At 58.5% G+C, this 15,727-nt stretch carries 12 protein-coding genes; 5 read left to right on the top strand and 7 right to left on the bottom strand.

Going from position 1 to position 15,727, the window contains the following annotated elements; all coding sequences use genetic code 11:
* Positions 1-25: 25 nt before the first annotated feature.
* The 4 genes from BLT47_RS05655 to BLT47_RS09420 form a co-directional block, all read right to left on the bottom strand.
* The gene (locus BLT47_RS05655) at positions 26-1,465 is read right to left on the bottom strand and encodes a DNA polymerase III subunit delta' (protein WP_256332545.1); all 1,440 of its coding nucleotides are present in this window, start codon (positions 1,463-1,465) and stop codon (positions 26-28) included.
* Positions 1,462-2,169 carry a dTMP kinase gene (gene tmk / locus BLT47_RS05650; RefSeq protein WP_083330097.1) on the bottom strand — a complete coding sequence of 236 codons (708 nt, stop codon included), beginning with the start codon at positions 2,167-2,169 and terminating at the stop codon, positions 1,462-1,464. Before tmk ends, BLT47_RS05655 begins: the two co-directional genes overlap by 4 nt.
* Before the next feature lie 2 nt (positions 2,170-2,171).
* Positions 2,172-4,973, bottom strand: a complete 2,802-nt coding sequence (gene topA, locus BLT47_RS05645) for a type I DNA topoisomerase (RefSeq protein WP_074662614.1) — start codon at positions 4,971-4,973, stop codon at positions 2,172-2,174.
* A 64-nt stretch (positions 4,974-5,037) separates the two neighbouring features.
* Complete coding sequence (locus tag BLT47_RS09420; protein WP_074662610.1) at positions 5,038-6,999, bottom strand: methyltransferase; 1,962 nt, start codon at positions 6,997-6,999, stop codon at positions 5,038-5,040.
* Between the two features lie 164 nt (positions 7,000-7,163).
* Here BLT47_RS09420 and BLT47_RS05635 point away from each other — a divergent pair, with 164 nt between their 5' ends.
* Entirely contained in the window at positions 7,164-9,548 is a 2,385-nt protein-coding gene (locus BLT47_RS05635; protein WP_256332544.1) for a DEAD/DEAH box helicase, read from the top strand.
* Between the two features lie 69 nt (positions 9,549-9,617).
* Here the strand turns inward: BLT47_RS05635 and BLT47_RS05630 are convergent, their stop codons facing one another.
* The 3 genes from BLT47_RS05630 to BLT47_RS05620 all read right to left on the bottom strand — a co-directional run bounded on the left by BLT47_RS05630 (position 9,618) and on the right by BLT47_RS05620 (position 11,543).
* The gene (locus BLT47_RS05630) at positions 9,618-10,040 is read right to left on the bottom strand and encodes an Rv3654c family TadE-like protein (protein ID WP_074662607.1); all 423 of its coding nucleotides are present in this window, start codon (positions 10,038-10,040) and stop codon (positions 9,618-9,620) included.
* 557 nt (positions 10,041-10,597) lie between these two features.
* Positions 10,598-11,020, bottom strand: coding sequence for a TadE family type IV pilus minor pilin (locus tag BLT47_RS05625; RefSeq protein WP_074662603.1), 423 nt, complete (start codon positions 11,018-11,020; stop codon positions 10,598-10,600).
* Positions 11,021-11,363: 343 nt separating this feature from the next.
* Entirely contained in the window at positions 11,364-11,543 is a 180-nt protein-coding gene (locus tag BLT47_RS05620; protein WP_049618906.1) for a DUF4244 domain-containing protein, read from the bottom strand.
* Between the two features lie 427 nt (positions 11,544-11,970).
* Between BLT47_RS05620 and BLT47_RS05615 the strand changes: the two genes are divergently transcribed.
* The 4 genes from BLT47_RS05615 to BLT47_RS05600 all read left to right on the top strand — a co-directional run bounded on the left by BLT47_RS05615 (position 11,971) and on the right by BLT47_RS05600 (position 15,724).
* Positions 11,971-12,936 (top strand): metal ABC transporter substrate-binding protein, encoded by a 966-nt coding sequence (locus tag BLT47_RS05615; RefSeq protein ID WP_049618905.1) that lies wholly within the window; start codon positions 11,971-11,973, stop codon positions 12,934-12,936.
* 81 nt (positions 12,937-13,017) lie between these two features.
* Positions 13,018-13,755, top strand: a complete 738-nt coding sequence (locus tag BLT47_RS05610) for a metal ABC transporter ATP-binding protein (RefSeq protein ID WP_074662601.1) — start codon at positions 13,018-13,020, stop codon at positions 13,753-13,755.
* 5 nt (positions 13,756-13,760) lie between these two features.
* Positions 13,761-14,819: a metal ABC transporter permease gene (locus BLT47_RS05605; RefSeq protein WP_074662598.1), complete on the top strand. Its 1,059-nt coding sequence runs from the start codon at positions 13,761-13,763 to the stop codon at positions 14,817-14,819.
* A complete protein-coding gene (locus BLT47_RS05600; protein ID WP_074662595.1) occupies positions 14,816-15,724 on the top strand; it encodes a metal ABC transporter permease in 909 nt (302 codons plus the stop codon). Before BLT47_RS05605 ends, BLT47_RS05600 begins: the two co-directional genes overlap by 4 nt.
* Positions 15,725-15,727 lie beyond the last annotated feature (3 nt).

Here is a 15,727-nt window from a genome sequence, read left to right as displayed (position 1 = left end):
CCGCGCCGCGCTGCCGTACTATTTCCTATTTTGGCGGGCGCAAGGTCACGTAGGCCGCTTCGAGGGCGAGCTGGGGTGCCACATTGGCTTTTAGTCTTTGCCGGGCTTCCGTGAGCGCGTCCATCCGGTTGACGGTCAAAATCGGCGTGGTGCTGGCCGCGATCTGGGTGATCTGGGCAGAAAAATCGGCATTGACGAGCGGCACGCCGGCCCCCACCTGCACGGTGAGTACGTCCCGGTAAACGGAAAGCAGATCTAGGAGGGCCATATCGAGCCGGTCCCGGGTGGTGCGGGTTTGCCGCTGTTTTTGCCAGCGGCACAGGTCCGTCCACATGCCGCGTTGTGCCGGTTTCAGTTCCCGGCTGTGGGTAACACCAAGTTGGCGTTTGAGTTCTTTGCGTTCGCGTTTTTCCAGTTCGGTAAGCCACGGATTTTTGACTTGGGCTTCTTCATCTTCCGGATGTTTTTTCGCGTACGCTGCAAGCTCGTTTTCCCGCCGTTTTTCTTCCGCAGAATCTTTGTAGTCGTTATATAGACGCTGGGCGGCGAGCACGGCGTCGCCCACGGTTTTCATAGAAAACACACCCCGCAAAGTAAGCTCCCGGTTGGTGCGGGTTTTCGCGTCGGTAGCCAACCCGGTAGCGCGCCCGATATGCGACTGGGCGGCGCGCGCATACTGCAGCGCACTTTCCGGGTCGGTACCGTAACGTTCGGTAAGCAGGCGGGCAACGTCTTCCACGTGCGGTACCACCAGGGAAACGTGGCGGCAGCGCGAACGGATTGTGGGAAGCATGTCTTCCGGTGAGGGCGCGATGAGGATCCACACCGTATCGCGCGGCGGTTCTTCGATGGCTTTGAGCATCACATTGGTGGTGCGTACGAGCATGCGGTCGGCGTCTTCGATCACGATAATGCGCCGCCGGCCCGCCGTGGGATAGTCGTACGAGCTAGCTACCAGTTTGCGGGTTTCTTCCACGGTGATAGTGACGCCGGAGGTGGAGAGCCATTCCACGTCCGGGTGGGTGCCGGCCATTACCATTTGGCAAGCCCGGCAGGTTCCGCATCCGGGTGCGGCGCCGGTACATTGCAGGGCGGCAGCAAAAGCGCGGGCGGCTTGCGAACGCCCCGAACCAGGTGGCCCGGTAATCAGCCAGGCCTGTGCCATAGCTTGCGGGGAAATCTCCCCGAACGCGGCTCGCACCTGCTCCGGAATCTGCACCGCAGCGGTGGCAGAGGAAGCCGGGGTTGGTGTTGCGGCGGGCGCCGCGCTAGAAATTGCGGTGGCGGAGCCTCCGGTAGCGGAGGTGGGGCCAGCGCTAGTGGAGATGGGGCCAGCGGTAGGCGCGGCGGGCGTGGCGTACGACGCCGTACCTGCCGCGGCGTCGGTAAGCCGGGCCGCCCACGCGGCTTTATACAGTTCGCGCGCCGCCGCAGCTTGCCCGATCAAGCTTTGCCACACACTCACAGCTGGCCACTTTCTGGTATGCCTGCTAGGCCCGCCGGCGCCTCGGCCGGCCCCGCCGCACCGGCGGGGCCTGGCGTCCCAGTAAGCCGCAAGCCGGCGAGTTTGGGGGCGATCACTTCACGTACTTTTTGCGCGATTTCTTCGGGCGTACCAGCCGCATCCACAACCTGGTAACGGGCGGATTCGGCCTTCGCCATTTCCAAGAATTTATCGCGCACTTCCTGGTGGAACTGGCAGCCTTCTGCTTCAATCCGGTCTGCGCCGGTATGTTTGCTCGCGCGCCGCAAACCAATATCTGCCGGCATATCCAACAGCACGGTTATATCCGGCCACAGCCCGCCGGTAGCCCATTCGGAAATCTCGCGAATGCCGGTAAGATCCCGGCCGGCCCCTTGGTAGGCGATGGAAGAATCGATATAGCGATCCGTGATCACAATCGAGCCATCGGCTAGGGCCGGGCGGATCAGAGTGGCCACATGTTGGGCGCGGTCTGCCGCATACAGCAAGGCTTCCGCCCGCGGTGCCACTTCCCCGCCATGCAAGAGCATCTGCCGCACTCTTTTACCCAGCGGGGTACCGCCCGGTTCGCGGGTCACCAGCGTTTTATAGCCTTCCGCTTCCAACCACTGGCCCAACAGTGCGGCCTGCGTGGTCTTCCCGGCGCCATCCCCACCTTCAAAAGAAATAAAGATGCCCTGCCCCATAGTTATGCCTTCTTCGCGGTGCTCTTCGTTGCCGTACTCTTCTTCGCAGCGGGCTTCTTAGCTGCCGTTTCCTTGGTGGTACTTGCTTTTGCCGTAGCCGCCTTCGTGGTAGCAGTCTTCTTAGCCGTACTCTTCTTAGCCGTGCTCTTCTTCGCGGTGGTCTTCTTGGCGGCGGGCTTTTTGGCTTTGCCGCGCGGGGTTTTCTTCGTTGCGGCAATGCGTTCGCGCCGCTCCACCAACAAAGTGAAAGCACGGTCCGCGGTTATATCCTCCACGCTGTCTTCCTTACGCAAAGAAGCGTTTACGGAACCATCCGTTACGTAGGGGCCGAACCGGCCGTCTTTGAGGACCACGGGTTTACCCGTTACCGGATCGTTCCCAAATTCTTTGAGCGGAGGTGCAGCTTGCCGGCCGCGGCGCTGCTTGGGCTGGGCGAGCAAAGCCCGCGCTTCTTCTTCCGTGAGGGAGAAAATCTGTTCTTCGCTTTCCAAAGAACGGCTCTCCGAACCGGCCTTAATGTACGGCCCGTAGCGGCCATTGGTAGCCATAATCGGTTCGCCTTCCGCAGTTTTCCCAACTTCCCGCGGGAGGCGCAAAAGCATCAGCGCCTGCTCCAAAGTCACCGTTTCCGGTTGCATACTCTTCAGTAGCGAAGCCGTGCGCGGCTTGGGAGCCTTCTTCGAAACCCGGCCGGTAGGCGTATAAGCCACCTCCCCTTCCGGAATAATCTCCGAAACATAGGGGCCGAAACGCCCGGTTTTCACCACAATTTCGTGGTTCGTTTCCGGGTCGATTCCCAGTTCCCGATCCCCGGCCGCAGCCTTCTCCAAAATTTCCTGCGCGGCTTCTACCGTAAGCTCATCGGGAGCCATACCTTGCGGTACCGAAGCCCGCTGGCCACTTTCTTCCACTTCCAGGTAAGGACCATACCGGCCATTGCGCAGGTTAATACCTTCCCCAATCGGCGTGGTATTTACCGCCCGCGCATCAATATCTCCCAGGGATTCCACGCGGCCTTCCAGGCCCTTATTTTCCCCATCGCCGCGCCAAAAAGCGGAAAGATAATCCACGCGGTCTTCTTTCCCGGCCGCGATCAGATCCAAATCTTCTTCCATTTTGGCGGTGAAATCATAATCCACCAGTTCCGGCAGGTTTTCTTCCAGCAAACGGATTACCGCAAAAGCCGTCCAGGTGGGAACCAAAGCTTGCCCGCGATGCTCCACATAACCCCGGTCAGTGATCGTCGAAATCGTAGAAGCATAGGTAGAAGGCCGGCCAATCCCCAACTCTTCCATCTTTTTCACCAGGGAAGCTTCGGTATAGCGCGGCGGCGGCAAAGTTTCGTGGCCGGTAGGTTGCGGTTCCGAAACGGCCAACTCTTCACCCTGCGTGACTTCGGGCAAGCGGGTTTCTTTACCGTCGTCGTACCGTGTTTTATCGCGACCTTCTTCGTAAGCAGCCAAGAACCCGCGGAAGGTAATCACCGTGCCAGAAGCGGCGAAAACCGCGGTTTGTGCACCGGCAGCCCCGCCCAGCGGGGTTTCGATCCGCAAAGAATCGGTGTGCCCGGTAGCGTCTGCCATTTGCGAGGCTACCGTGCGTTTCCAAATCAGTTCATAAAGCGCAAATTCTTGCCCGCGCAGTTCCCGGCGTACTTGTTCAGGGGTGCGGAAATGGTCACCGGCCGGGCGAATAGCTTCGTGTGCTTCCTGCGCGCCCTTCTGTTTTGAAGCATAAATACGCGGTTTTTCCGGCAAATAATCTTGCCCGTACAGTTCCTTGACTTGCTTGCGCGCCGCCGAAACCGCTTGCGTGGAAAGGTTCGTAGAATCCGTACGCATATACGTGATGTACCCGGATTCGTAGAGACGCTGCGCGGTGCGCATGGTTTCCCGGGAGGACATTCGCAACTTACGTCCCGCTTCTTGCTGCAGGCTCGACGTCGTAAACGGCGCCGCAGGCCGGCGGCGATACGGTTTTTCTTCCAGCGAGGTGATGGTGGCACGCCCGCCGCTAATCGCCTCCGCGATTGCACCAGCAGCTTCCGCGTCGAGGGCGCGCACTCCGGCCTTGGTGGCGCGGGGCGTGAGAGCGCCGTCGTCGCCAAAATCTTTTCCGGTGGCGATCCGCGCCTCATCTACGGACTGTAGTTTCGCCTCAAATTCGCCCTTCGCGGCGGTGAAAGTGGCCGTTACATCCCAATATCCGGCGGGTACGAAAGCCATGCGTTCCCGTTCGCGTTCGACCACTAGCCGCGTGGTCACGGATTGCACGCGCCCGGCAGAAAGACCGGCAGAAACTTTACGCCACAGGAGCGGGGAGACTTCGTAACCCACCAAACGGTCCAAAATCCGCCGCGATTCTTGGGCATCTACCAGTTTGGTATCCAAATCTCGCGGATTTTCCAGGGCGCGATTGATCGCTTCCTGCGTGATTTCGTGGAAAACCATGCGTTTGGTAGGGACTTCGGGCTGGAGCACTTCATACAAGTGCCAGGCAATGGCTTCCCCTTCGCGATCCTCATCGGTGGCGAGTAGGAGTTCGTCGCAATCCTGCAGTGCTTCTTTGAGTTCAGCAACCGTTTTCTTTTTATCCGGCGCCACCACATAGTAAGGAGTGAAATCCCCTTCCACGTCCACCGAGAATTTCCCGTACGGGCCCTTTTTCATCGACTCCGGAAGTTCTGATGGTTGGGGAAGATCCCGGATATGCCCCACCGAGGCCATAACCTCATATTCGGGGCCCAGGTACTGGCCAATAGTTTTTGCTTTGGCCGGCGACTCCACAATAACGAGCGTGCTCAAAAGCTTCCCTCCACTTTCCACTGGTGAAATAGCAGTCTACACATTCGGGTTTCGAGACATTGCCTCATCCGTCCGCTGCTGCGTATTCCTCAAGCACCCCGAGCATAACGGCTTCTCGAATTTCCGGCATGACCGTATCTCTAATTTTTTCTTCAGTTTCGCCATAGATGCTAGCAACCGCCGCGATCAGGGCACCGAGCGTTACGTCCCCATCACAGGCCCCAATAATGGCGGCGGTTTCCGAGCTGACCGGCAAAGATTGCCCAAAACCGGCGGTTTGCACGAGCATAATCCGCGCCGGATCTTCCGCGCCCGGCGCATACACCCGGTGCTCCATCACATCTCGCTTGCGCCAGCGCAGTTTTTCCATAGCTGCTTCACCTAGATGGCGGCTATCCGCTACCCCGCATAAATGGCGGCTACCCCACACGCGTGCCAAATGGTAGCGCAACTTCGCGTGCGGCTGGCCAGAAAGTTCTTGTTCCCAGAAAACCGGGGTGCGGGGGTTATGGGGCTGGCTAAAAATACCGTAGCCGAAAGAAATATGTGCGACGCCGCGGGCTTCGAAATCTGCCAGCCAGGCCGCATAGTTTTCCTCATAGTCCGGATCGCGAGGGCGGGAACCGGCGTCGCGCAACCACATTTCTACATAGCGGGCACAATCTACTCTTTCCCGCTCAATAAACCAGGCATCTAACCCGGATTGTTGTGCCCAACGCCGCGGATGGGCATACCAGGGTTGGCCGCCCGGCACTTCCGCATTCCCCAAAATATAGGCCCGGCCTGCCGGAGCTAAATATTTACCGAGCCCGGCAATCAGCTCGCCTACGAGCTCATCGCCGCCCATACCACCATCGCGGTAGGCAAAGACGCGTTTTTCGCGCAAACTTTGCGGGGTAATTACGAAGGGCGGGTTGGAAACGATCGTCTGGAATTGCCCTTCTACCGGTTCGAAAAGCGAACCGTGCCGCAATTCGATATTTTCTGTTACTTGCGCCAGCGCGGCATTGAGCGCCGCAAAACGCAAAGCCCGCGTAGAAATATCGGTGGCCACTACCTGGCATCCGGCCCGGGCCGCCACAATTGCGTGATATCCAGCGCCAGTTCCTAAATCGAGCACCCGCCCCGCCGGGTACATGACTACGCGCGCCAAAGTACTCGTAGCCCCGCCCACCGGCATCACGAAGTCCGGGCTGGGCGTGCGGCCTGCGAGCTCCCCAAAATCGGAGGCAATCAGAAACTCCTGGCCGGTGGTGGCAGCGCTGTTGGCGTTCGCGGTACTGGTGACGCTGACTGAGCTGTTGGCGTTCGCGGCGGTACCGGCGATGGTGCTGGTTGCGCTGCCGGTGTTGGAGCCGGCACCGGTACCGGAGGTGTGGTTAGCGCGGCCGCGAGCGCCGCCGCGTCTATCGATGCGCTTGGCGCTTCGCATATTTTGGCCGCCGTCAAGCATTGCAGGTGTGGCGCCTGCCCCTGCGGATGGGGCACCTGCTTCCGCAGCTTCGGCCGCATAGCCGTCTAGCACCGGCACTATTTGGAACTGTGCTTGCCACAAATCTTGCGTGGCGGGTTCTGCCGGCGCAGCTGCGGGAGCGGCTGTGGGAGCTGTGGATTTAGCTCGCGCGGCTGCGGGCGCGGTTGCCGGAGCTGTGGAATCTGGTCCCTCGGCTTCGGGTAGCGCTGCGGGCGTGGCCATGGTGAGTAGCGCGTGCCGCGCCGTCGGGTTTGCCCACGTGGCAGGCAAAGCCGCGGCAAGCGTGCCGGCAGGTAACGGTTCACCGAGCATTAGCAGCAAAATCTGTGCCGCCAGCCGCTGGGCAGGCGAAAATGCCCCGGAAGGCTCCGGGCTGGCTGCTAGTAGCGCGTGGCAGCGCCGCGCTGCGGGCACGCGCTGTTCACGCAAAACGGCACCGTAAGCTACCTCGCCAAGTAATTCACGCACCGGGCCGGTTCGGTAATCGGCAAGGTCAGCGCGCAAAGTAGCGGCAAGTTGTTCCACGCTAGCGGCGGGCAAGAATTCGTCCATGGGTTCACCCTACTGCCCTGCGCTGCCGTGTTTATGCGCCCGCGCGGAAACCTCTCACCAAAAACTAGCGTTCCTCGCGCGGACGTGGCCGCAAATCAAACCTGTGCCCACACGGAAACACGCGCCGAAAGCCGCCGGCGGCAGGGCGTGGCACACTGGTAGCCGTGGATTTCCTTCTCGATACGATACGGCACAGCGCCCATGCCGGCCAGATTGCGGGCGAGGTGCAAATACCCGCCCGGCCGGCCAGCTATGGGCAATGGCCGAGCTGGGTGCCACCAGAGCTATTGGCCGCACTGGAAGAGGCGGGGGCCGGTAAACCGTGGACGCATCAAGCTAGTGCTGCCGACCTTATCTACCGCGGCACAAATACCGTGGTAGCTACGGGCACGGGTTCGGGAAAATCTTTGGCCGCCTGGGTGCCGTTGCTGGCCAAAATCTTGCCGGCCCATGAATCGCCCAGCCGGCTTTCGGCAGTGCGGCACCGGCCTACTGGGATCTATTTGGCCCCTACCAAAGCTCTTGCCGCCGACCAATACGATTCCCTCCACCACCTCCTGCTTGCCGCAAATCCGCAGGTCACGGCCGCGGTTTGTGACGGGGATACGGACCGGGACGGCCGGCGCTTTGCCCGCGAATATGCCGATATTGTGCTTTCCAACCCAGATTTTATGCACCGTTCGATTTTGGCTAACCATCCGCGGTGGACGCGGGTATTACGCGGCCTGCAAGTGCTCGTTATCGACGAGTTCCACTACTATCGGGGAGTTTTTGGCGCAAATATTGCGCATGTAGTGCGCCGCTTATTGCGCTTGGCCCGGCACTACGGGGCCCGGCCAACCGTTGTGGCCCTTTCTGCCACCGTTGGTGATCCGCAAGGTACTGCGCGCAGGTTTTTAGGGGATGCTTTTGGGGACGTTGCGGTAGTAACCGCGGATGCTTCGCCGAGCGGTGCTCGGAATATCGTTTTCTGGCGGTGCCAAGAAGTAGCGGTACATCCCGAAACTCCCCAAACCCCCGAAACCACCGAAACCACCGAAACCACCGAAACCACCACGCCGAAAATTCGGCGCTCCGCTTATACGGAAGCTGGGGAACTCATGGCCCGCCTGGTTGCGGCCGGCGGGCGGGTCCTCACTTTTGTGCGTTCGCGGCCAGGCACGGAACGCGTGGCACAAATCGCCCGCGAATATTTAGAGAAAATTGCCCCGCACCTGCGTGATTCGGTGGCTGCCTACCGCGGCGGCTATCTTCCCGAAGAACGCCGCCTGCTCGAACAAGAACTGCGGGAAGGAACCTTGCGCGGCCTTTCCACCACGAGCGCCTTGGAGCTCGGAATCGACATTTCCGGGCTCGACGGCGTAATCGTCTGCGGCTGGCCGGGCACACGCGCTTCCTTCTTACAACAGGTCGGCCGCGCCGGCCGGGCCGGGCAAAGCGGCGTCGGCATTTTTATTGGCCGCGAAAACCCGCTCGACCAATACCTCCTCTCCCACCCGGAACAAATCACTACCGGGCAAGCCGAAGCAAACGTCTTCGACCCAGCCAACCCCAATGTGTTAGTCCCGCACGTGTGCGCGGCTGCCGCCGAACTACCTCTCACGAGCGCCGATGCCAACATTTTTGGGGTGAGCGGCCCCGAGTTCTTCACCCGCTTGGAAGCGGAAGGGTTCTTGAAGAAACGCCCCACCGGCTGGTTCTGGAACACTTCCCTCGGAGTTTGTGCGCACGACGTCGTAGATCTGCGCGGTAGTGGCACCACTGTTTCCATTATCGAGCAAAGCACGGGTGCGCTACTGGGCACGGTCGATTCAAACCGGGCCGACACCACTGTTTTCCCGGGCGCGATCTACATCCACCAAGGCGCCGCCTTCCACGTCGAATCACTCACCGCTGAAGTAGCCTTCGTCTCCCGGCAAGATGAAGCCGACCTGCGCACCTTTGCCCGGCAAGAATCGCGCGTGGAAATCTTGGACACCCAAAACTCGGTTTCTACTTCCATTGGCGTGTGGGCGCGCGGGGAAGTGCTCGTTGAATCGCAGGTCACCGGATACGATTTGCGCCGCGCCCGCGATGGCATGTACCTCGGTTTCGTGCCACTCACCATGCCCGTGCGGCAGCTACGCACGCAAGCCACCTGGTGGACGATCACACCGGCGGCTCTGGCCGCGAGCGGAATTCTAGCGGCCGAAGTGCCGGGCGGCCTGCACGGTGCCGAACACGCGGCGATCGCCATGCTCCCGTTTTTCGCCACCTGCGACCGGTGGGATTTGGGCGGCCTTTCCACGGCTCTACATGCCGATACGGGGTGTGCCACGGTGATCGTGCACGATGCGATTCCGGGTGGTTCCGGCTGTGCCGAACGCGGGTACGACGCCGGCGCCCGCTGGATAGCCGCCACTTTGGACCTGGTTGCTTCCTGCCCGTGTGATAGCGGATGCCCCCGCTGTATCCAATCCCCCAAATGCGGAAACAATAACGAACCGCTACACAAAAAGGCCGCCATAGCTTTCCTGCGTTTACTACTAGATGCGCTACAAGAAGCCTAAATGTTCTACACGAAGCACAGCGGAAAGCCCTAGCAAAATATGCCTTGTTCATATCGGCCGGCACGAAGTTTATACCGGGCCGGCCCGGGCTTCCTGGCACATATATACGCCTGGCAACGCCGGCACTTTGCCGCGAACTTCTACCGTCACGACTTCTTCATTTTCCCGGCAAGAGGTGAGTTCCAGGCCCTGCGCTTGTACATTCGCGGCGGCCAGCGCACAGGCCTGGCCCACTTCCTGGTGCTGGTTAATAATACGGTCGGCCACTTGGATTGCATTTACGTCCGCCACCATGCGCACTTGACCACGTATTTTCAGGCCTTGCGCAACCGCAATAGCACCCGCGAATACCGCGAGTAGCACGGCAATAGCCCCAATAGTCAAAACACTTCCCGCCCCTACTTCTGCGGTACCACCACCAGTTTTTGGCGGGCCTACATGTGTTTGCCCGGCTTTCGCCCGGTTCTTTCCCCAGAATTTTGCCCGGCCCATTCCCCAGGTCTTTGCGCGGTTCCTTCCCCGGGACTTCCGCCAGTTCCGTTTATGCAAATGTGGAAGCACCCACGCACGCTGCCGCGAGCGCGGGCGGACCTGACGGCTTTCGACATACCGGCACTTCCACTTCTCCATACATTTGCCTTCCTGTGTTGCTTTCTTGACGGTGCTGTTTTCCTGACGGTGCCGCTTTCCTGACGGTGCCGCTTTCCTGACCGTGCCGCTTACCTGACCGTGTTCTTTCTTGACCGTGTTGTTTTCTTGACCGTGCTGTTTGGATTCCTGTGCTATTCGCAGTACTCAGTTTGTTTGCGGTATCCGTGTTACTTCCGATGCTCGCGGCGCCATGCTTTTTCGATGCCGGTTAGTACTGGGATTTCTGATCTTTACTGCTGCTCGGTTGCAGCCCGGTTATTGCCGGGCTACTGCCCGGGTTCTGGCTAAGTTTTAGTCTGAGTTCTGGCCCTGGTTATAGCTGGGTTCTGCTCGGGTTCTGGCCCGGATTTCTCCGCGGCGTTGACCGCGGCTTTATGCCTCGGCACCGGCCTTACGGCTTATTTTTCGAGCAGCACACCCGGTTCTAGATCAACCAGGGTTTCGGCACGAAGCTGGAGATTAAAAGGGCCGGCCGCCCGTTTTTCTACCGTTATTAGTGCCCGGCCTGATTGCCCCGAACCAGTATCAATTTTTAGGCTGGCACCGGAAGGAAGTACCTGGCTCGAAACTTCTTCATAAGATCTACCGCGGGCCGCTAGCACCGCAATTTCCCGGCTCGCATCTTGCACCTCAAAATATTGCACCGCCGTCCACAAGGCATATAGCGCCAAAATCACCACGCTCAGCAAAGCAAGCATTCCTAAGGCAATTTCCACGGTTACCATGCCGCTTTCGGATTTATCGCGCCTAGATTTTCCCGCCCAGCGCACCGCAGATGCGGGTTCGCCGAAATCTATCTTCTGCTTATTTTTCTTTTGCATCTACTTTCGCCGCCTACCACTAGTCCCTTTACTCTGTTTTCTTTCCCGCACTGTGAGGCCTCCCCTGCGACCGTCCCCAGTGCCTCCCAGTGTCTTCCCTCGGCCCTCGCCGGACATTTCCCTGCGGCTTTACCGGAAGCCTTTACCGTGGGACTTCCCGGCGGCCTTCCCTGGTGGGCAGGCACGAACAGCAGATTTTTCTGCCGTTCGGCCTGCCCACCAGTTGCTAGAAAATGACACACGATGGCAGAAAATAACTTTTCTGCGCAATTTGCCTTATTTCGCCTTGTATCTAAAGACCGCACAAGGCGAGGCCTAGATAATGAACAAAGGATAAATACGTTTAAAGGCGAAAGATTTTCTTGAAGAGCGCCGAAATCATATCCTTGAACCAGTCTTGTTGGGCTAGCCAAACCAGGATTCCGGCAATGCTTGTTGCACCTACAGTACCGACAGCATATTCCGCCGTCGTCATTCCTTCTTCACCTGGATTATGGCGAATATCTGCGTAATGTGTAGACATTTTTCCTCCACTGTTGTTTTCTTTGTTTTCTTCCAGTTGTTTGCTCGCAGCCGCATTGCAATTACCAACAACCGGGAAACTAAAACTCCGGTGCGTGATAATGCGGCGAGCGTGCCGGCGTCTTCGAAAAGCGCCTAGGAAAAGAATCGTCGAAGTGGCCTGGCCCTACCCGGCCGGGAGGAAAAACTGTGAATCTGCGTGCCGCGCCGCCAACTGTGGAAACCATGTGCACCGCGCGCCAGGCGATCAATCACGCATTCATGCACGTAAGCAGCGTTAATGCGAATGGTTTTCAAAGATGAGAGGTTCTCTACCTTTACGGCGGGTAGCGAATTAGGTTAGCCTAACCGTACTAGCGCGCTATAGCGTTTCTAGCTCTAACGCAAATTGGAATTATTCGACGGCTTTATGCCTAGAAAGAGAACACATGAAAATCGCACGCATCTTCGGATCGGTTGCCGCTTGCGTCCTCGCACTTACCACTATGAGCGGTTGTGCCACGGACACGGCCACCGATTCAGGTACAGCCGAGGCTACCTCCGGTGCTACTTCTTCCGGCCCGATCCAAGTAGTTTCCACTACCGGCTATCTTACCGACGCGATCCAGAATATTGATCCGGAAGCTGAAGTCACCACCTTGGTTGCCCCGGGCGGCGATCCCCACACCCAAGAACTAACCACGGCCGATATCGAAAAGGTCGATAAGGCAGACGTTGTGGTGTGGACGAGCCACGATATGGAACATCGTATGATGGACCATTTCGATAACCTGGGAGAACGGTCCCTGCCCGCGGCAGAAGCTATCCCCGAAAACGAACTTCTCCCCTGGGAAGAAGATGGCAAGATCGAGGGGCACGATCCGCACGTGTGGAACTCGCCCGAACTGTGGCAGTACACGGTAAACAACATTGCCAATAAGTTCAGCGAGCTGCGGCCCGATAATGCGGCTACCTACCGTGCGAATGCGGAAAAGTACAATGCCGAAATCCAAAAGGCTCATGAAAAGGCCGCGGAACAAATGGCTCAAATCCCGAAGGAAAAGCGTTTCCTGGTTACCGGCCATGATGCCTTTAACTACCTGGGCAAGACCTACGATCTGGAAGTTTATGCCACGGATTTCGTTTCTTCGGAATCAGAAATGTCTGCCGCTGAAATGGACGAACTGGCCCAGTTGATCGTGGACCATAAGATCGGCGTCGTCTTCCAAGATAACCTGAAGAATCCGGAAGTGATTAAGCACCTGCAGGATTCCGTGCACGCCAAGGGCGGAAACGTGGAAGTCTCCGATACCGAGCTTTTCGCTGATACCCTCGGCGAAACCGCGCCTCTGGATACGTACCTGGGCGCTTTCGAACACAATATTGAAGCAATTGTGGGAGCGCTTACCAAATAGCGCGATTGCCACGAATTAGCTAAGAAAGCCTCCCTCGTTATTCTTCACAACGGGAGGATTTCTTTTCCTGAGGAAGTGAAAATGACACAGCACGCACCGTTGAGCGTTCGCGATTTGAGTGCCGGTTACCAGCGCACTCTCGCCCTCGATTCGGTTTCAGTAACCGTTTCCCCGCAAACGATCCACGCCATTGTGGGGCCGAATGGTTCGGGGAAATCAACACTGCTCAAAGCCTCGCTCGGCCTGCTGGCCGGCACTACGGGGAGCGCGAAATTCTTTGGGGAACCCCTCGATAAAGTGCGCCCGCGGGTAGCTTATATGCCGCAAACGGCCGATGTTGATTGGGATTTCCCGATCGTTGTGAACGACGTCGTACTCATGGGCACCTACCCGAAGCTGGGCTGGATGCGCCGGCCGGGCCGCAAGCAACGTGCCTTAGCCAAGCAAGCGATGGAAAAGGTGGGCCTGGAAAAGCTGGGGCGGCGCCACATTTCGCAACTTTCTGGCGGGCAAAAGCAACGCGTTTTTGTGGCGCGGCTACTCGCCCAAGAAGCAGATCTATTACTGATGGATGAACCTTTTGCGGGCATTGATAAAGCTTCCGAAGCGCTCATTATTGACGTGCTGCGCGCCGAAGTGGCGAACGGAAAAACCGTGATTATCGTGCATCATGACCTGAACAACCTCGCGAGTTTCTGCACGCACGCCACTTTACTTTCCGGCGGGCACGTAGTGGAAAGCGGGGATGTGAAGAAGGTTTTGGCGCCGCAGGCGCTTACCGCAGCCTATGGAATTTCGAGCGACCTGCTAGGGGTGTAAGCGGAATGGACTTTTCCTTCATCCCAATCAGCGAGTTTTTGGGCACCTACGGTTTTCGTACCACGTTTTTGGCGGCGCTACTGGTAGGGCTACTAGCCGGAGCTTTTGGTTCTTTGTTGTATTTGCGCCGGCAGTCTTTGCTCTCTGATGTAATGGGGCATTCGGCGATCTTCGGCGTGGTGGGAGCTTTCGTTTTCGCTACCGCTGTGCTCGGTATTAATGGCCAGTCGATGACGGTACTGGTGATCGGCGCGGCCATATCCGGATTCCTTTCGGTAGCGTTCACGCATTGGATCACCGCGCGCACCACCATCGCCCCCGATACTGCGATGGCAGTAAGCCTCGCCTTGTTTTACGGCGGCGGGATGTGCGGATTGCACATGGTAAATCATTCTTCCCTGCCGAACCGTTCTGGCCTTTCCAACTATATTTTCGGTAATGCTGCCACCACGCGAGCTTCCGATCTGACCACGATTTTCTGGTTCGGAGTTGCGATCCTCATCGTACTTGTCGTGTTCTGGAAAGAATTCAAAGTGAGTATTTTTGATCCGCTCACCGCGCAGAGCTACGGCTACCGGCCCGCTATCGTGAACGGCCTGCTCATGACGTGCATTACCATCGCGATTGTGACCGGCGTGAAGTCCGTAGGCATGATCCTCATGGTGGCTTTCGCAATTCTGCCGGCCACGGTAATGCACCAATTTGCCCGCTCGATGAGTCAAATGGTGCTTGGTTCCGGATTGCTTGGCGCGGCCGCCGGCGGGATAGGTGCCTATCTGTCAATTTGTGCGGGCAAAGTACCGACCGGGCCCGTGGTAGTACTGCTCTTGTTCCTCATGTTCGTGGTCGGTTTGGTGCTTAGCCCCCGCCGGCGGGGCCGCAAGCTTTCGGGCGATATGCAGGAAATGCGCGAACTCGATGCACCCGAACCCGAGGTGCCCGCACCCGATGCACAAAAACTAGACGCGCCCGGAGCAGCTACGCAGGGAGCAGGCGCGCAGGGAGCAGCTGCGCAAAAACTAGACGCGCCCGAAGCAGGCGCGCAAGGAGTGACGGTTTCATGAGTTTTATTACGGCTGCTTTCTTGTTAGCCGCGGTTGCTTCGGTAACTTGCGCGCTGCCGGGTATTTTTGTGGTGCTGCGCCGCCAATCCATGATTGTGGACGCCATTTCTCACGCGGTACTGCCCGGGATCGTGATCGGCGTGGCGCTTTCCGGGAGCCTACACTCCCCCATCATGGTGGTTGCGGCCACGCTCATGGGTTTGATTATTGTGTGGGCGTCTAACTGGTTACGTGGTTCGCGCCTCCTTGCCGGCGACGCCGACCAAGGCGTTATCTTCCCCGCGCTCTTCTCCTTGGGCGTGCTGTTATTATCGACGGTTTTCTCAAATATCCATATTTGCACCGATACGGTGTTGGCCGGCGATCTGAACCTCATGGCGCTGAGCACCGAGCATATTATCGTGGGGAATTACGATATTGGCCCGCGGACCATGTGGATCCTGCTGGGGGTATGCGCGATCAATGCCCTGTTTATTTGGCGTTACTTCCGCGTCCTAGAAACCGCGACCTTCGATCGGCAGTTTGCGCTCACGGCTGGCATGCCGGTACGCGCGGTAGAAAATATGCTCATGTTCTTGGTGGCACTGACGATCGTGGCGGCCTTTAACGTGGCCGGTTCAATCCTGGTAATTGCCCTCATGATCTGCCCGGCAGCTACCGCGCTGCTGGTTAGCCACAATCTGCGCAAGGTAATTCCGTTGACGATCGCGATCGCCATTGCCAGCGCGATTATTGGTTTCTTCGTGGCGTGGCGGCTCGACCTGCCCACCTCCGCCATGATGGCCTTCGTGGACGGCGTGCTCTTCGGCCTTACCGCCCTGGTCCAAGCCTGGAAGCGGCGCACCAAAATTCACGGCACTACCAAAATCGTGGAAGTAGCGCCGGCCGCCCAGCCGGCTTGCTAGACT

Source organism: Actinobaculum suis (assembly GCF_900102025.1).
GTDB classification, from domain to species: Bacteria; Actinomycetota; Actinomycetes; order Actinomycetales; family Actinomycetaceae; genus Actinobaculum; species Actinobaculum suis.
Note: the sequence above shows the minus strand (reverse complement) of the source record. Positions and strands in the feature narration are given on the sequence as shown.